This window comes from Enterobacter sp. HMSC16D10, assembly GCF_001807145.1.
Classification (GTDB): domain Bacteria; phylum Pseudomonadota; class Gammaproteobacteria; order Enterobacterales; family Enterobacteriaceae; genus Enterobacter; species Enterobacter roggenkampii.
On the sequence record NZ_KV787883.1, the window covers coordinates 12,485 to 29,178 of the forward strand.

At 56.3% G+C, this 16,694-nt stretch carries 13 protein-coding genes and 2 pseudogenes; 7 read left to right on the forward strand and 8 right to left on the reverse strand.

Annotation, left to right across the window (positions count from 1 at the left end; genetic code table 11):
* Positions 1-50: 50 nt before the first annotated feature.
* The 3 genes from selA (at position 51) to aldB (ending at position 4,905) form a co-directional block, all read left to right on the forward strand.
* Positions 51-1,436 carry an L-seryl-tRNA(Sec) selenium transferase gene (gene selA / locus HMPREF3143_RS13505; protein WP_045337114.1) on the forward strand — a complete coding sequence of 462 codons (1,386 nt, stop codon included), beginning with the start codon at positions 51-53 and terminating at the stop codon, positions 1,434-1,436.
* Positions 1,433-3,280: a selenocysteine-specific translation elongation factor gene (selB, locus tag HMPREF3143_RS13510; protein WP_070533362.1), complete on the forward strand. Its 1,848-nt coding sequence runs from the start codon at positions 1,433-1,435 to the stop codon at positions 3,278-3,280. The genes selA and selB overlap by 4 nt, the downstream gene beginning before the upstream one ends.
* Before the next feature lie 86 nt (positions 3,281-3,366).
* Positions 3,367-4,905 carry an aldehyde dehydrogenase AldB gene (gene aldB, locus HMPREF3143_RS13515; protein WP_023617402.1) on the forward strand — a complete coding sequence of 513 codons (1,539 nt, stop codon included), beginning with the start codon at positions 3,367-3,369 and terminating at the stop codon, positions 4,903-4,905.
* Here aldB and HMPREF3143_RS13520 read toward each other — a convergent pair.
* Positions 4,902-5,864, reverse strand: coding sequence for a LysR family transcriptional regulator (locus HMPREF3143_RS13520; protein ID WP_008502735.1), 963 nt, complete (start codon positions 5,862-5,864; stop codon positions 4,902-4,904). The two genes, aldB and HMPREF3143_RS13520, sit on opposite strands and share 4 nt — an antisense overlap.
* Positions 5,865-5,984: 120 nt before the next feature.
* On the opposite strand from HMPREF3143_RS13520, the gene HMPREF3143_RS13525 reads away from it, so the two are divergent.
* Complete coding sequence (locus HMPREF3143_RS13525) at positions 5,985-6,725, forward strand: MipA/OmpV family protein (protein WP_070533364.1); 741 nt, start codon at positions 5,985-5,987, stop codon at positions 6,723-6,725.
* Positions 6,726-6,812: 87 nt separating this feature from the next.
* On the opposite strand, the pseudogene araD reads toward HMPREF3143_RS13525, so the two are convergent.
* Positions 6,813-6,893: pseudogene (gene araD / locus HMPREF3143_RS24895) on the reverse strand (L-ribulose-5-phosphate 4-epimerase); the annotation flags it as partial.
* Between the two features lie 10 nt (positions 6,894-6,903).
* Between araD and HMPREF3143_RS25680 the strand changes: the two are divergent.
* A pseudogene (locus tag HMPREF3143_RS25680) lies at positions 6,904-7,071 on the forward strand (IclR family transcriptional regulator C-terminal domain-containing protein); the annotation flags it as partial.
* Between the two features lie 27 nt (positions 7,072-7,098).
* Positions 7,099-7,554 (forward strand): 4Fe-4S dicluster domain-containing protein, encoded by a 456-nt coding sequence (locus tag HMPREF3143_RS13530; protein ID WP_032664685.1) that lies wholly within the window; start codon positions 7,099-7,101, stop codon positions 7,552-7,554.
* Here the strand turns inward: HMPREF3143_RS13530 and HMPREF3143_RS13535 are convergent.
* The 5 genes from HMPREF3143_RS13535 to HMPREF3143_RS13555 form a co-directional block, all read right to left on the reverse strand.
* Positions 7,538-9,256, reverse strand: coding sequence for a ShlB/FhaC/HecB family hemolysin secretion/activation protein (locus tag HMPREF3143_RS13535; protein WP_070533366.1), 1,719 nt, complete (start codon positions 9,254-9,256; stop codon positions 7,538-7,540). The two genes, HMPREF3143_RS13530 and HMPREF3143_RS13535, sit on opposite strands and share 17 nt — an antisense overlap.
* A gap of 90 nt (positions 9,257-9,346) precedes the next feature.
* Positions 9,347-10,183, reverse strand: coding sequence for a collagen-like triple helix repeat-containing protein (locus HMPREF3143_RS13540; protein ID WP_223861891.1), 837 nt, complete (start codon positions 10,181-10,183; stop codon positions 9,347-9,349).
* A 29-nt stretch (positions 10,184-10,212) separates the two neighbouring features.
* Positions 10,213-10,539: a hypothetical protein gene (locus tag HMPREF3143_RS13545; RefSeq protein WP_050488803.1), complete on the reverse strand. Its 327-nt coding sequence runs from the start codon at positions 10,537-10,539 to the stop codon at positions 10,213-10,215.
* A gap of 317 nt (positions 10,540-10,856) precedes the next feature.
* On the reverse strand, positions 10,857-12,113 hold the full coding sequence (gene avtA, locus HMPREF3143_RS13550; RefSeq protein ID WP_023294831.1) for a valine--pyruvate transaminase: 1,257 nt from the start codon (positions 12,111-12,113) through the stop codon (positions 10,857-10,859).
* A gap of 183 nt (positions 12,114-12,296) precedes the next feature.
* Positions 12,297-14,327 carry an alpha-amylase gene (locus tag HMPREF3143_RS13555; protein WP_070533368.1) on the reverse strand — a complete coding sequence of 677 codons (2,031 nt, stop codon included), beginning with the start codon at positions 14,325-14,327 and terminating at the stop codon, positions 12,297-12,299.
* Between the two features lie 314 nt (positions 14,328-14,641).
* On the opposite strand from HMPREF3143_RS13555, the gene HMPREF3143_RS13560 reads away from it, so the two are divergent.
* The gene (locus HMPREF3143_RS13560) at positions 14,642-15,466 is read left to right on the forward strand and encodes a protein bax (RefSeq protein WP_021242459.1); all 825 of its coding nucleotides are present in this window, start codon (positions 14,642-14,644) and stop codon (positions 15,464-15,466) included.
* Positions 15,467-15,505: 39 nt separating this feature from the next.
* On the opposite strand, the gene xylR is transcribed toward HMPREF3143_RS13560, so the two are convergent.
* A complete protein-coding gene (xylR, locus tag HMPREF3143_RS13565) occupies positions 15,506-16,684 on the reverse strand; it encodes a D-xylose utilization transcriptional activator XylR (RefSeq protein WP_049121972.1) in 1,179 nt (392 codons plus the stop codon).
* Positions 16,685-16,694: the final 10 nt, after the last annotated feature.

Consider the following 16,694-nt stretch of genomic DNA (forward strand, 5'->3'; position numbering starts at 1 on the left):
CTCCCTCTCCCGTCGGGAGGGGGGAAGATATTTACTCGCCAGGCGCCTTCATGACTACTCATCATTCGCTGTACAGCCAGATCCCCGCTACCGACCGTCTTCTTCGCGAACCCCGCATTCATGCCGTTGCTGAGCGTTTCGGCCATACCGCGACGGTTGAAATGTTACGCCTGCTTCAGGACGAAGCCCGATGCGCGATTCAGGCAGAAAACGCCTTGCCCGCCTGGTGTAGCGCGTGGGAGCAGGAAGTTGAACAGCGGCTGGATGAGAAGGCGCAAAGCGCATTACGCCCGGTGATAAACCTGACCGGAACCGTGCTGCATACCAACCTGGGGCGCGCGCAGCAGGCGGAAGAGGCCGTTGCCGCGGTCGTGCAGGCCATGCAAGCGCCCGTAACGCTGGAGTACGATCTGGACGGCGCCGGACGCGGGCACCGCGACCGCGCGCTGGCGGAGCTGCTGTGCCAGCTGACCGGCGCGGAAGATGCCTGCATTGTGAATAATAACGCCGCAGCGGTGCTGCTGATGCTGGCGGCCACCGCCAGCGGCAAAGAGGTGGTGGTGTCCCGCGGCGAGCTGGTGGAGATTGGCGGGGCGTTTCGTATTCCTGACGTGATGCGCCAGGCGGGCTGTACGCTGCATGAGGTGGGTACCACTAACCGTACCCATGCGAAAGACTATCGCGCGGCGGTGAATGAAAATACCGCCCTGCTGATGAAGGTTCACACCAGCAATTACCATATTGAAGGCTTCACCAAAACGGTTGAAGAGGCGGAGCTGGCGGCGATTGGGCGCGAATTGAATATACCGGTGATTGCCGATCTCGGCAGCGGCTCGCTGGTGGATCTGAGCCTGTACGGGCTGCCAAAAGAGCCGATGCCGCAAGAGATGATTGCGGCGGGCGTTAGCCTGGTCAGCTTTTCCGGCGACAAACTGCTGGGCGGGCCGCAGGCCGGGATTATCGTCGGCAAGCGCGAGCTGATTGCGCAGCTGCAGCAGCATCCGCTCAAGCGCGCCCTGCGCGCCGATAAAATGACGCTTGCCGCGCTGGAGGCGACGCTGCGGCTCTATCTCCATCCGGAAAAACTGGCTGAGCGCCTGCCCACGCTGCGCCTGTTAAGCCGCGATGCCGCCTCGATTCGCGCCCAGGCCGAATTACTGCTGCCGCGCGTCGCCCCGCACTACCCCGATTTTGACGTTCGCATTGAGCCCTGCCAGTCGCAGATTGGCAGCGGGTCGCTGCCGGTGGACAGGCTGCCGAGTGAGGCGCTGACGTTCACGCCGCGTGACGGGCGCGGTAGCCATCTTGACGCCCTGTCGTCACGCTGGCGTGGCCTGCCGACGCCGGTTATCGGGCGGATTTACGACGGCCGAATGTGGCTGGATCTGCGCTGCCTTGAAGATGAAGAGCGATTTCTGGAGATGTTGTTGAAATGATTATTGCCACCGCCGGTCACGTTGACCACGGAAAAACCACGTTACTGCAGGCGATTACCGGCGTAAACGCCGACCGCCTGCCGGAAGAGAAAAAGCGCGGTATGACCATCGATCTGGGCTATGCCTACTGGCCCCAGCCTGATGGCCGCGTGCTGGGCTTTATTGATGTGCCGGGGCATGAAAAGTTTCTGTCTAACATGCTGGCGGGCGTGGGCGGCATCGATCATGCCCTGCTGGTGGTGGCCTGCGATGACGGCGTGATGGCGCAAACCCGCGAGCACCTGGCGATCCTGCAGCTAACCGGCAACCCGCAGCTGACCGTGGCGCTGACCAAAGCCGATCGCGTGGATGACGCGCGCGTCAGCGAGGTGCGCGAAACGGTCCAGGTGACCCTGCGGGAGTATGGCTTTGCCGACGCATCGCTTTTTGTCACCGTGGCGACAGAAGGGCGTGGTATCGACGAACTTCGCCACCATTTACAGCACCTTTCATCACGCGCTCACGCCAGCCATCACCGCTTTCGTCTGGCGATCGACCGGGCCTTTACGGTAAAAGGTGCGGGGCTGGTCGTAACCGGCACCGCGCTGAGCGGTGAAGTCAGCGTGGGAGATACCCTCTGGCTGACGGGCGTGAATAAACCGATGCGCGTGCGCGGACTGCACGCACAAAACCAGCCCGCTGACCGTGCCCACGCCGGACAACGTATCGCGCTGAACATTGCCGGGGATGCGGAAAAAGAGCAGCTGAACCGCGGAGACTGGCTGCTGGCCGATGCCCCGCCGGAACCGTCTGAACGCGTGATTGTCTCCCTGCAGACACACATGCCGTTGACCCAATGGCAGCCGCTGCATATTCACCACGCGGCCAGCCATATCACCGGGCGCGTGTCGCTGCTGGAAAACGACCTTGCCGAGCTGGTATTCGATTCGCCGCTCTGGCTGGCAGACAACGATCGTCTGGTACTGCGTGACATTTCTGCAAGGGAAACGCTGGCGGGGGCGCGCGTGGTGGCGCTTAACCCACCCCGACGCGGCAAGCGTAAGCCGGAATATCTGCAGTGGCTGGCCGCGCTGGCGCAGGCCAAAGAGGATAACGCCGCGCTGCGGGTGCACCTCGATCGCGGGGCGGTGAGTCTGCGTGATTTTGCATGGGCACGCCAGCTGAGCGGGGAAGGCTTACGCCAGCTGACCCAGGAGCCGGGCTTTATACAGGCCGGAGACAGCCTGCTCAATGCCCCGGTTGCTGCGCAATGGCAGCGTAAGATACTGAACACACTTGCGACTTACCACGAACAGCATCAGGACGAGCCAGGCCCGGGGCGCGAGCGTCTGCGACGCATGGCGCTGCCGATGGAAGACGATGCGCTGGTGCTGCTGCTGATTGAAAACATGCGCGAAAGCGGGGTGATTAAAAGCCACCACGGCTGGCTGCACCTGCCGGATCACAAGGCCGGGTTCACCGCAGATCAGGAGGCGATATGGCAAAAAGTAGCCCCGCTGTTTGGCGATGAGCCGTGGTGGGTTCGGGATCTGGCCCGCGAAACGAATACCGAAGAGCAGCTGATGCGGCAGGTGTTGCGCCATGCGGCGCAGCAGGGGCTAATCGTCGCGATCGTGAAAGATCGTTACTACCGTAACGATCGCATTGTGGCGTTTGCCAACCTGATCCGCGAGCTGGATCAGGCGCGCGGCTCGACCTGCGCAGCGGATTTCCGCGATCGGCTGAACGTGGGCCGTAAGCTGGCGATCCAGATCCTGGAATACTTCAACCGCATCGGCTTTACCCGCCGTCGCGGTAACGATCATCTGTTGCGCGATTCGTTATTATTTCCTGAAACTCCGTGACCTCCGTCGTAAACACCGTTACCGGTTGGCGAGAAAATCGCCAGCCGGAACTACCCTTGTTGTACACCAACAGCAAGGAGACGGACATGACAAACAATCCTCCCTCATCGCGTATCCAGCCCGGCGAGTATGGTTTTCCCCTCAAGCTGAAGCCCCGTTATGACAACTTTATTGGCGGCGACTGGGTCGCGCCCGTCGACGGCGAATACTATTCCAACCTGACCCCGGTTACCGGCCAGCCGCTGTGCGAGATTGCCAGCTCCGGTAAGCGTGATATCGACCTGGCGCTGGATGCGGCGCACAAAGCGAAAGAGAAATGGGCTCACACCTCCGTGCAGGACCGGGCGGCGATCCTGTTCAAAATCGCCGACCGGATGGAGCAAAATCTGGAGCTGCTGGCGACGGCGGAAACCTGGGATAACGGCAAGCCGATCCGGGAAACGATGGCGGCTGACGTGCCGCTGGCTATCGACCACTTCCGCTATTTTGCCTCCTGTATTCGCGCGCAGGAGGGCGGGATCAGCGAAGTTGACAGCGACACCGTGGCGTATCACTTCCACGAACCGCTGGGGGTAGTAGGCCAAATTATTCCGTGGAACTTCCCGCTGCTGATGGCGAGCTGGAAAATGGCGCCCGCGCTGGCGGCCGGAAACTGTATTGTGCTCAAACCGGCGCGTCTGACCCCGCTCTCGGTCCTGCTGCTGATGGAAATCGTTGGCGATCTGCTGCCGCCGGGCGTGATTAACGTGGTCAACGGTGCGGGCGGTGAGATAGGGGAATATCTGGCCACCTCAAAACGGATTGCCAAAGTGGCGTTTACCGGGTCGACGGAGGTGGGCCAGCAGATCATGCAGTACGCTACGCAAAACATCATTCCGGTGACCCTCGAGCTGGGCGGGAAATCCCCGAACATCTTCTTCGCGGACGTGATGGAGGAAGAGGATGCCTTCTTTGATAAAGCCCTGGAAGGGTTTGCGCTGTTTGCGTTTAACCAGGGCGAAGTCTGCACCTGCCCAAGCCGCGCGCTGGTGCAGGAATCCATCTACGAGCGCTTTATGGAGCGGGCCATTCGCCGCGTCGAGTCTATCCGCAGCGGTAACCCGCTCGATAATGTCACCCAGATGGGGGCGCAGGTCTCGCATGGACAGCTGGAAACGATCCTCAACTACATCGACATCGGCAAGAAGGAGGGGGCGGATATTCTCACCGGCGGACGCCGTAAGGTGCTCGGAGGGGATCTGCAGGACGGGTATTACCTTGAGCCGACGATCCTGTTCGGGCAGAACACCATGCGCGTTTTCCAGGAGGAAATCTTCGGACCGGTGCTGGCCGTGACCACCTTTAAAACGATGGAGGAGGCGCTGGCGATTGCCAACGACACGCCGTATGGCCTGGGGGCAGGCGTCTGGAGCCGCAACGGTAATCTGGCCTATAAAATGGGCCGCGGCATTCAGGCCGGACGCGTCTGGACCAACTGCTATCACGCCTATCCGGCACACGCGGCATTTGGCGGTTATAAGCAGTCGGGCATCGGGCGTGAAACCCACAAGATGATGCTGGAGCATTACCAGCAGACCAAATGTCTGCTGGTCAGCTATTCCGATAAGCCACTGGGGCTATTCTAATCGCCCAGCTCAGGCCGTCCGTGGGCGGCCTGAGCAATTTGCTGGCGCAGGCAGTTAAGGACGCCATCCAGAACGTATTGCACGCGCCAGGGCTGGTATTCGCGTTTGCGGAAGATGGCCGTCAGGTCGAGCCACCACTCTTCCTGATGCGGGAAGCAGGGGACGAGCATGCCTTTCGTTAATTCTTTTTTCAGGCTCTCTTTTGGCGCAAAAACAATCCCAAGATTATTCCTTGCCAGCTCCAGGGCCGTCTGCGTATTGTCGCAAATATAATTACCGGTCACCCGGTAGTCATGCACGTCATCGCTGCCGTGCACGCGGAAACGCCAGATGTTGGCTTCATCGACCAGCATGGAGTCAATGAGAATACAGGAGTGATTAATTAAATCTTCAGGTCCGGTTAAGGGATGTTTATTTAAATATTCTACGGTTGCGAAGGCCGTAACGGAATATTGTGTCAACACGCTGGCAACCAGGCTTTCGTCTTTCGGCTGAGCATAGGTAATTAAAATGTCGCAGTCATCCGGAAAGGTAACGCCTTCTGAAAATTCATTCCGGTCCAGATTGTAGGTTTTCAGGGAGATGCGGATGTCGCCGATGTCTTCTATCTGATGGATCACGTGTCGCGCGAGGTAGGTCACGATACCTGTTGGGGCATAGATCGTCACTTTTCCGCGCTTTTCATGCTTATAATCAGCAATGAAGTTAACAAGCTGGCTGTTCTTATCCAGCGTAGCATTCACGTAGGGGAGTAACGCTTCACCAAACTGGGTCAGGGCCAGCTGCCGCGTGGTGCGCTCAAAAACCTTGAGCCCAACCCGCGTTTCAAAATCAGACAGATATTTACTGACGTTGGCCTGCGCCATACCCAGCAGGGCGGCGGCATCACCAATGCTGTGGGTGGCTGCAATGACGGAGATAATTTTTAATTCGCGTGGTTTTAGCTGTAATGTACTCATTATGCACACCCATCTATATGATTTTATATATAATATTATATAAACCGCAGCGTTGCATTGGCAATTTTGTAACCATTATTATGCGCCTCGCTTGTTTGGCATATATATGGATTACATGGAATGACTATTAAATACAATTTACTGATCGCTGCCACGTTATTTGCATCAACGTCTGCCATGGCCGGTGAATTTTCACTTGGTGCGGGGGCTGTATTTAATGAGTCTCCTTACAAAGGCTATAACGAAAATACGACCGCAGTACCGTTGATTATCTACGAAGGCGATCGTTTCTACGTTCGTCAGACTACGGGCGGATGGATCCTGTGGAAAGATGCAAAAAATGAATTGAGCCTGACCGCAACGTGGATGCCGCTGCATTTCGACCCTGACGATAACGACGATCATCAGATGAAGCAGCTTGATGAGCGTAAAGCATCCGCCTTCCTCGGTGGGGCGTACTACCGCCACGAAAGCTGGGGGTCGCTGAAAGTGGCGGTCTCTGGTGATGCCACGGATGAAAGCGGCGGCGTGATCGGCGAAGTATCGTACTTCCGTCCGATCAAAATGGAGCGCCTGACCCTGACGCCTTCCGTAGGTGTGTTCTACAGCGACGAAAGCTATAACGACTACTACTACGGCGTATCCGGCAGCGAGTCTCGCCGCTCCGGACTGGATCAATACACCGCCGGCGACAGCTGGACGCCATACGTTGGCCTGGTGGCTAAATATCAGTTAACCCAGAAGCTGTATCTCAACGCCAGCGCGGTCTACACCGTGTTGCCTGACGACGTGAAGAACAGCCCGATGATCGACCGCGACGACAGCTTCGCGCTGATGACCGGCCTGACCTGGCGTTTCTGATGCGGTAAAGCCGGGTGGCGGCGTTGCCTTACCCGGCCTACGATCTTGCCTGCAGTGCTGTTCCTTAAAGCCCATCTCAATGCCCGATCACTGCCCGTAGTAGGCATTCGCCCCGTGCTTACGCAGATAATGCTTGTCGAGCAGCTCCTGCTGCATAACCGGGATCTGAATCAGCTAGCATATGCCTCTCTACTGCTCAGCAATGGGCAAGATCTTTATGGCGTGTGGCCATCAGGAACAGATCTAACCTTTGACGCGGAACACCATCACTGAACTGAGCGCCATGTATGATGAGCTGGTGTTTGATATCCACGGCCGCGTTCCGTATGCGATCTCAAAAGAGCTGGGTTTTAACGTACGCGAGGCGTAACAGATGAACCGATTTATCATGGCGAATGCGGAAAAATGCATCGGGTGCCGCACCTGTGAAGTGGCCTGTGCGGTCGCGCATCAGGATGAATTCACCGCAGAGGCTTTTACCTCTCGCCTGCGGGTGGTGAAGGGGGACGCCTACACTACGGCGGTGGGTTGCCATCAGTGCGAGGACGCCCCCTGTGCCAATGTCTGCCCAACCCATGCCATCAGCCTTACGGCAGGCGCCTGGCTTGTTGAGCAGACGCGCTGTATTGGCTGTAAAAGCTGCATGGTCGCCTGTCCGTTTGGGGCGATGCAGGTACGGCTGGTGGGAAGCAGGGCACAAGCGCTGAAATGTGATTTATGTGTGCAGCGCGAAGGCGGACCGGCCTGCGTGGAGGCCTGTCCAACCCACGCGCTGCGCTGCGTTGATCCTGCCAGTATTCGGGCTGAAAGGCTTACTGCATTTTATTGAAATTCCACGTAAACGTCAGACTGTAGCGCCAGTCTCTGTTGCGACTGTCTGTCGGAACATCCCCGACGGGTCTTGCCGCCTCAACCGTGATGCTATAGTGGCGGGTATCGCCTACCATCACGCCGGCCGCCACTGACCCGAGCCGCTGATGAGGCAAGCCGGAGGTGTTAAACCAGGTTTGCGCGGTATCGGCCAGCATGTAGGGCTGGATTGTGGCAAGCCATGTGCTCTCTTTTCGCATCTGGATATAGCGCAGTTCTACCTGCCCGCCATAGCCGTAATCACCGCTTGCTTCACTGTCCTGGTATCCACGGCCAAACCGCTGTGCACCGAAGCTAACGCGTTCGGGCTCTGGCAACGTGTTGTTTGACCAGTCCCCCTCCCAGGACGTTGATAGCCGCCACTTATCGGCAAACAGCCAGGCTGCGTCCAGATAGCTTTTCGTGAGCGTAAAATTAATATCGGGCCTGGGGGCCGAGACGATATCGGCTCCCATCGCATCAATACCCTGACGCACGTTGAGTCGGCCGCTGATGCTGGCGGTTGTGAACTGATGTGCACCGTTGATGCCCACTTCCAGCGCGGGATAACGCGCGTGCTGGTTGACGGAGTCCAGGCTATAGGTTTTGCCCAGCAGTCTGGCCTGCAGGGCATAATCATCCTGGCGGTCGGTGTAATCAAAACCGCTGGTCAGATTAATTTGCGATTTTTGCGTCAGCAGCAGGGGGTAGCCAAACGTCACGCCGCCGTTGTATTGCGTTGTTTTTTGCTTCGAATCGACGCTGATATTATTCGGCAAAGAGAGCAGGGGCGAAAAATCTCGCGGATCTTCACGGTAATAGCTGCCTTTGAGCTGCATGGTCAGCCCTTCGTCGTTTAAAAACTGCTGCCAGTTGAGCCCGACATAGTTTTTTCGCGTGTTGCTATCTAACGGCACAAGCGTGGCCACGCCAAGCTGATCGCCATAGCTTGTCATGTTGCTGAGCGTGCCGTTCAGCATCATTAAATCTTGCCCTTTACGGGTATCGATGGTGGAAGCGATATTCCAGCTCCGCTCCTGATTACCGGTGATTTGCATCGCCGCTGCGCCATAGATATTGGTTGGCAGCTGCGCGTTAGCCGTAACCGGAACGTTCGGGGTGCGCGTCATCAGCTGGCTGTAGCGATCGAACGTATCCTGAGACAGCGGTTTTTCCGCCATGATTTTTTCAGACAAACGTTTAAGACGTTCGGCGATGTGCGGGTTATTACTGGTGATGTCGCTATGAGCGACATAGCCTTCAACCAGAACAATTTTAATATTGCCCTGCTGGAAATTATTATCGGGCAGCCAGGCATAAGAGAGTGGAAAACCGTCGGCCTTATAGCGTTCCGTAATATCGTTTACCAGCCCCGTAAGCGTTTTTAGCGGCACGGTTTTTCCAGCGTAAGGCCTGAAGGGCTGAAGTAATTCCTTCAAGGGATAACGCGTGCCGCCAATAAACTGAATGTGATGAATGGTAATAGGCGTTTCAGGCGTCAGCGTTGACTTCGGTTTTTCTATTTTGACGTTCGGCTGTGGCGCGGCCTCAGTCTGTTCGGGGGCAACGTTACGAGAAACTTGCGCCGGGTTATCGGGGTTAATAATAGAGGGCAGAGTATCGGCGCGGGCCATGCTCAGCACAACCAGCCCCGTCAGCGAAAAAAGGAAGTGGTGTTTCATCGCGCTATCCCTGTTCGTCATCCCCGGTTGGGGTAAATGTCGCTGAATAAAGCGCCCCTGAACCAGGGGCGCAGACAGGCAGTAAAAGGATTACTGTTTTGGCGTCAGTAGGCTCGAGGTTAACGTGTTGAGCCCGTTAATCGGGTTTGTCGTAGATGTGTTTTGGGTTGTGCCTGCATTGGCCGTTACACCCGCAGTCAGCGTATTGAGGGTGGTATTGACCGTTGTGCTCAGGCTATTGTTTGTGGCTGTCACATTGGCATCGGCCGTCAGAGATCCTGTGCCGCTGCCTCCGGTGGTTGATGTGGGTTTCACTAGCGTACCGCTATCCGTGACCGTCTGGCCGACATTTTGAACGACCTGACCGACACCGCTAAGCCCGCTATTGCTGCTGCTAATGTTGGTCCCCACGCCGCTGACGGTGCCACCCACCTGGGTCAGCAGACCGTTAACCGGTGTGCCGAGACCCGTTGTGGTGCCTACGGTTTGCGTCACGCCTTGTACTCCGCCCAGCGTCTTGTTAGCCAGGGTCGTGGTATCGGTTGTTACCTGAGTGACAGCAGGGCTGCTTACCGTGTTGGTGAGACCCGTGCCGGTGTTACTGACCAGTTGCCCGGTGCTGTTGACCACGCTGCCCGTCAGGCCGGTTACGCCGCTGACCGGGGTTCCGGAAGTGGAACTCGCCAGGCCCGTGCCTACTGTTGAAACGGTATTGCCGAGGGAGGTGACCGACGTGGTCACGCCTTTAACCGTGGTACCCACACCGTTCGGGTTGTTTGGATCGCCAACGCCAGTCGTGACGCCTGTCCCCACGGTGGACACGGCACTGCCAACACCGCTGACGGTGGTTGAGACGGTTGACGTGACGGGATTATTTGTCGGAAGCTGGCTTCCGAGGCTATCCACAGTGGATCCGACGCTGGTCACGGTTTTACCGGCATCACCTAGTATCGTATTTACGCCTGCGGTAGTGGTTCCTCCACTGCCTCCTGAGCCTGAGCCTGAGCCTGAGCCTGAGCCTGAACCTGATCCCGACCCTGAACCAGAACCCGTTCCGCCGCCAGCGCCTGTCCCGGTACCTGAACCCGTTCCGGTGCCCGATCCGTTGCTGCCCGAACCGCCATTGCTCGCGGTTGTGCCACTTCCATCATCTGAGCCGCTGCTGCTTCCCGTCGCAGGGTTATTTTTGGCCGTTGAGTGAGATCCGCCACCGCTTCCACTACAGGCAGAAAGAGAGAACGCGAGCAGTACCGCAACAGCAATAGCGCTGATGCGACTAACATTATTAGGTAGCATATGAATACTCCACGCAAAAGAACGCCGAGCGGCGTATTAGTGAGTATATGCAGTATTTTTAAATATGCATGAAAGCGACTCAGGAAGGTATTTTGCTGCGTTGAAGAGGGTTATTTAAAATAACAATAAGTTAGCATATTTAATTTTTGCTTAATTATTGAGAGGGTGGTTAGCGAGCCTAAATTAAAGGAATATTCCTAAGAAAACTCAATGGGAATGATAAATGAAGCGCTACAGGATATATCCTTAATATAAGATTCAGATCACGGAAAAATAAGGCTCTTCATTTGAAGAGCCTTATTTTTTAACAATTGCCTTCTTGCCAGGCTTTTTCGATCTCTTCGGCGAGAATTTTAACACCCGCTTCGATTTTTTCCGGGTCGGGGACGTAGTTCATGCGCATGCACTGATGGGTATGCGGCCATGGCTTATCCAGACCCGGGAAGAAATAATCGCCCGGCACCATCAGTACGCCGCGCTTTTTCAGTCGCTGGTAAAGCAGTTCGGTGGAGATAGGTAAATCCTTAAACCACAGCCACAGGAAAATCGCCCCTTCCGGTTTGTGGATAAGGCAGCGTTCTTCCGGCAAATAGCGACGAAGTGTCGCGATCGTCTCCTGAACGCGCTGGTAGTAGAACGGCTTGATAACGTCATTCGACAGACGCAGCAGGTCCTTGCGTTTGATCATTTCGCACATCATCGCCGGGCCAATGCCGCCCGGAGAAAGGCTGATAATGCCGTTCATATTGGTGATGGCGGTAATGATTTTCTCATTGGCGATGATGATTCCGCAGCGGCTGCCCGGCAGACCCAGCTTAGAGAGGCTCATGCACAGGACAATGTTCGGGTTCCACAGCGGACGTGCTTCGCTGAAGATGATGCCCGGGAACGGCACGCCGTAGGCGTTATCGATCACCAGCGGAATACCGTGCTGATTGGCCAGCGCATCCAGCTTCATCAGTTCGTCATCGGTGATCACGTTGCCCGTTGGGTTAGTCGGGCGCGATACGCAGATCATGCCCGTCTCTTCGCCAATATGCAGGTGTTCAAAATCGACGTGATATTTGAACTGGCCTTCCGGCAGCAGCTCGATGTTCGGGCGCGCAGAGACGAACAGATCCTCTTCCAGGCCGGAATCGGCATAGCCGATATACTCCGGCGCCAGCGGGAACAGCACTTTTTTGGTGGTGCCGTCCGCGCGACGTCCTGCGAACAGGTTAAACAAGTAGAAAAACGCGCTCTGGCTGCCGTTTGTCAGTGCAATATTCTGTGGTTCGATATCCCAGCCCAGCTCGTCACGCAGCATTTCGGCGAGGAGTGCCAGCAGCTCGGTTTTCCCCTGCGGGCCGTCGTAATTGCAAAGCGCATCGGTTGCTTTGCCGCTTTCCAGCATCTGAGCGAGCAGGGTCTGGAAATAGGTATTCATCTCCGGGATTTGAGCCGGGTTTCCGCCGCCGAGCATGATTGCGCCCGGTGTGCGCAGCCCGTCGTTGAGGTCCTCCATCAGGCGAGTAATGCCTGAATGGCGGGTAAATTTGTCGCCGAAAAGTGAAAACGTCATAGCAGGTGATCTGTCGAGCTTATTTTGAAAGTGGGTAACCATAACGCTAGCACCGTGTTGGTGCAAATCGGGTGGTGTGGTCGGATTTGTTGTTTTATAGGGCGGGAGTGGATTTGTGTAGTGAATAGTTCTGGAGCTTCTCCCCTCTCCCCATGGGGAGAGGGTTAGGGTGAGGGGTATGATCTACTGATTCCCCGCCCAGACGACCATCACCTTATCGCCATCATGTTCACGTACGAATCCATACCCCTCTTTCAGCGACAGCGTGGTTTGCTTGCCTTCACCAATCGCCGGGTGGCGGGCGCGGAACTGACCCAGCGTTTGCCAGTGGGCGACGGTTAAGGCCTGCTTGCCCGTGACGTCCTGCCAGTTCATATCCGAGCGGGTGCCCTGCAGCGGGTCGGAGCCTGTCGGCCCGAACGGACGCTCGGACTCATCCCCGTAATAGATTTGCACGCTGCCCGGTGCCAGCAGGAGCAGCTCCGCCGCGCGCTGGCCCCCTTCGCGGAACAGACGCGTATCGTGCGATGAGAGGTAGCTCAGCACATTGAAGCTTTGCAGCTTCTCCGCCATCTGCTGCCAGGTGAGATCCATATCGGCCAGGCAATTTACCGCTTTCGCCGCCTGCTCCTGATAATCAAAGTTGATCATCGCGTCGAAGCCGTGGCGGTAATAATCGCTCAGCATCACTCCGTGACCCCAGGATTCGCCGGTCATCCAGAACGGTGCGTTGTCGAGCTTTTTGTCCGGGTGAGCGCCTTTCCAGGCGGCCAGCGCCTGGCTTGCCTGGTCTTTCAGCTGCTGCCAGGCCGCAAGCTCAACGTGCTTCGCGGTATCCACGCGGAAACCGTCGATGCCGTAGTCACGTACCCACTGGCTGAGCCAGTGGATCAGGTAATCGCGCGGGGTATAGCCCGGAATAGCTTTCGCGTGGGTATCGGGTTTGTGTTGATAGAAATTGGGTAACCCGGAAGGGGCGGTGGATTCCGTTTTCAGGTCGGGCAGAAACGCCAGCGACATCGTTAAATCGTCGAAGCCGGGGTTGTCGTAATCACCGATGTCGGTGCGGATCCACTTTTTACCCCACCATTTTTCCCATGCGGCCTTGTCGCTGAAGTTGATGTAGTCGTTGAAGCTATGCCAGGTCTGGCCTGCGCCAGGCGTCCAGTCCGTCCAGCGTTCTCCCAGCGTCTTTTTCAGTTCATCACCCTGAAGGTACAGGGCACCAAACTGAAATTCCTGCATGTCTGCCAGCGTGGCATAGCCAACGTGGTTCATGACGATATCAAACAGGATGCGAATGCCGCGCTTATGCGCCTCATCAACAAGCTGATGCAGGTCATCCTCGGTGCCCATGTTGGCATCGAGCGTTGTCCAGTCCTGGGTGTAGTAGCCGTGGTAGGCATAATGCGGGAAATCACCTTTGGTTCCGCCGCCTACCCAGCCGTGGATCTGCTCAAGCGGGGAGCTTATCCAGAGCGCATTCACCCCCATTTGCTGCAGGTAATCGAGCTTGCTGGTCAGTCCCTTGAGATCCCCGCCGTGGAACGTACCAATCTCCTGCATGCCGTCTTTATGGCGGCCATAGCTGTTGTCGTTGCTCGGGTCGCCATTCACATACCGGTCGGTCAGTACAAAATAGACGGTGGCGTTTTGCCAGCTAAACGGCGCCGGCCTGTCGGTTTCGGCGCGCTCAAGCAGCAGCAGGCCGTTACTGTTGGCGGCTGGCTGCAGGGTGATTTTCCCATCTTGTACGGTCGCCGTCTGTTTACTGTAGTAGTCGCGCACGACGGAGCCTTCCGGGAAGGTATGGCTGACGTCCAGCGTCAGCGGCTTACCGTCCCACTTCGGACACTGGCGGATAACGTTGGTCACCGGCTGTTCTGTCGCGCTCTGAACCGCCAGCAGCAGCGTGGGCGTGCCGGAGCGTGTATCGATTCGCATCTGGTATTCACCGTCGCGGAAAAGGCGCCACTGCGGCGGTGTACCGTCACAGGGCTTGAGCGACAGCATCTCATTGAGTTTTATCGCGCCTGTGGGCTGCCAGCACGTCTTGTCAAAACTGAGCGTAAGAGGACGCGTACCCTTCGCAAGCTTTGCCTGGCTGGTGAAAATCCCGGTGCCTTCGGCGCGAAATGCGTCAAACCCCGGCGATGACCAGTCGGCATGTGCCAGTGCGGGTAACATCAGAAAGGCTATTGCGGTGCGTTTCATTCCAGGTTCCTGTCGCGGCATTTTTGACCAGTGTGCCAGCAGGCGGGCGGGAAAAACTCATCCCCTGTCGCTTTCTGCCAGGAGGATGCGTGAGGATGAGTGATCTTGCGCAAAATTAGGCAGTTATCTGCGATAACGCACACATTTTTCCAGAAATGATGTTTTTATGAGCAAGTTTCAGGTGACATAGTTTCGGAATTGGACTATTTCTATACGTGCTCTTGAAGTCTATTTTTGATATGATTTGAGATTCCGCTCTCAAATTTGTGAAAAAAATAAGGTGTTGGGATGATTACATCCGACCAGGAGACCTAATGATATCGACTCCCATTCGACGATATGGGGCTGCGATACTCATGTTACTCACCACGGCATTTTCGGGTGGGGTGCTTGCGAAGACGCACACGGATACAACGAGTAAGAAAGCCCACGTAATAAAGACGACAAGCAGTAAGGTTAGCAGTAAACAAGAGTATTCTCGCAATAGTGCAAAGAGTAGTTCACTTCCTGATTTGCGAAAATACCCTTCCGGAACACCAAGGAAAAAAGCGTTTCTCCGGACGGTAATGCCTTACATCACGAGTCAAAATGCCGCGATTACTGCGGATCGTAACTGGCTGATTTCCAAACAGTACGATAGTCGCTGGTCGCCATCCGAGCGCGCGCGTCTGAAAGATATCACGAAGCGCTATAAGCTGAGCTGGAACGGTAACACGCGTCGTGTGCCGTGGAATGCTCTCCTTGAGCGTGTGGATATCATCCCGGGCAGCATGGTTGCGACTATGGCTGCAGCCGAAAGCGGCTGGGGAACGTCTAAGCTTGCGCGTAACAACAACAACCTTTTCGGCATGAAATGCGTGAAAGGCCGTTGTACGAATGCGCCTGGCAAGGTGAAAGGCTATTCGCAGTTTGAATCCGTGAAAGATTCCGTGAACGCTTATGTGGTGAATCTGAACACGCACCCGGCCTACTCATCGTTCCGTAAATCACGCGCTCAGCTGCGTAAAGCGGACCAGGAAGTGACGGCCAGTACGATGATCCACAAGCTGAAAGGGTATTCGACGAAGGGACAGAGCTATAACAACTATCTGTTCGCCATGTACCAGGATAACCAGCGCTTAATCGCCGCCCATATGTAATCTCAAAAAAACGCCTTCCACTGGAAGGCGTTTTCTTTTCTATATCAGCACCTCGCTGTGGCGATCCCGGTACTCTTTGGGCGTGGTGTCATACTCTTTGCGGAACACCGAGTAGAAATATTGCAGCGACGGGTAACCGCACATCTGCGAGATTTCGTTGATCGACAGCGACGTGGAGATGAGCAGGCTGCGTGCTTTCTCCAGCTTTTCAGCATGGATGACGGCATGAATGGTTTCGCCCACCTCTTCTTTAAAACGCTTCTCCAGATTCGAACGCGAAATGCCCACCGAATCCAGCACCTGATCGACCTTAATCCCTTTGCAGGCGTGGTTGCGAATATAGTGCATGGCCTGAATGACGGCCGGGTCGCTTAAGGAGCGATAATCGGTCGAGCGACGTTCCACGACGCGAACAGGAGGCACCAGCAGTCGCTGAAGCGGCAGAGATTCTTTATCCAGCAGACGGTGCAGCAGCTTCGCCGCCTGATAGCCCATCTGACGCGTGCCCTGGGCGACGGAGGAGAGCGCCACGCGGGACAGATAGCGGGTAAGCTCTTCGTTATCAATGCCAATCACGCACAGCTTTTCGGGCACCGGAATATGTAAGTGTTCGCAGACCTGCAGCACGTGGCGGGCGCGGGCGTCCGTTACGGCAATAATCCCGGTTTGCGGCGGCAGCGTTTGCAGCCAGTCAGCGAGACGGTTTTGCGCGTGCTGCCAGTTTTCCGGGGCGGTTTCCAGCCCCTGATAGACCACGCCGCGATACTTCTCCTGCGCGACCAGCTGGCAAAATGCGTGTTCACGCTCAACGGCCCAGCGCTTGCCGCTGGTGACGGGTAAACCATAAAACGCGAAGCGGTGGACGCCTTTCTCTTTTAAATGGAGAAACGCGGCTTCGACCAGGGCATGGTTATCGGTGGCAATATAGTGAACTGGCGGATAGTGTTCGGGCGAGTGGTAGGAGCCGCCGACGCCCACGATCGGCACGTCGACGTCGGTCAGCAGCTGTTCAATGACGGGGTCGTCATAGTCGGCAATAACGCCATCGCCCAGCCAGTCTTTAATGTTCTCCAGACGGGTGCGGAAATCTTCTTCAATAAAAATATCCCATTCGGATTGCGACGCCTGCAAATATTCACCCACGCCTTCTACCACCTGACGGTCATAGGCTTTGTTGGCATTGAATAACAACGTAATGCGGTGACGCTTTTCAAACATGGCTCACTTC

Bases quoted from the DNA above. Each gene is read 5' to 3' on its own strand.
- HMPREF3143_RS13525 (WP_070533364.1), top strand. From the start codon at position 5,985: ATGACTATTAAATACAATTTACTGATCGCTGCCACGTTATTTGCATCA.
- avtA (WP_023294831.1), bottom strand. From the start codon at position 12,113: ATGACGTTTTCACTTTTCGGCGACAAATTTACCCGCCATTCAGGCATT.
- HMPREF3143_RS13560 (WP_021242459.1), top strand. From the start codon at position 14,642: ATGATATCGACTCCCATTCGACGATATGGGGCTGCGATACTCATGTTA.
- selB (WP_070533362.1), top strand. From the start codon at position 1,433: ATGATTATTGCCACCGCCGGTCACGTTGACCACGGAAAAACCACGTTA.
- HMPREF3143_RS13530 (WP_032664685.1), top strand. From the start codon at position 7,099: ATGAACCGATTTATCATGGCGAATGCGGAAAAATGCATCGGGTGCCGC.
- HMPREF3143_RS13545 (WP_050488803.1), bottom strand. From the start codon at position 10,539: ATGTTAGTCGCATCAGCGCTATTGCTGTTGCGGTACTGCTCGCGTTCT.
- HMPREF3143_RS13520 (WP_008502735.1), bottom strand. From the start codon at position 5,864: ATGAGTACATTACAGCTAAAACCACGCGAATTAAAAATTATCTCCGTC.
- selA (WP_045337114.1), top strand. From the start codon at position 51: ATGACTACTCATCATTCGCTGTACAGCCAGATCCCCGCTACCGACCGT.
- xylR (WP_049121972.1), bottom strand. From the start codon at position 16,684: ATGTTTGAAAAGCGTCACCGCATTACGTTGTTATTCAATGCCAACAAA.
- HMPREF3143_RS13535 (WP_070533366.1), bottom strand. From the start codon at position 9,256: ATGAAACACCACTTCCTTTTTTCGCTGACGGGGCTGGTTGTGCTGAGC.
- aldB (WP_023617402.1), top strand. From the start codon at position 3,367: ATGACAAACAATCCTCCCTCATCGCGTATCCAGCCCGGCGAGTATGGT.
- HMPREF3143_RS13555 (WP_070533368.1), bottom strand. From the start codon at position 14,327: ATGAAACGCACCGCAATAGCCTTTCTGATGTTACCCGCACTGGCACAT.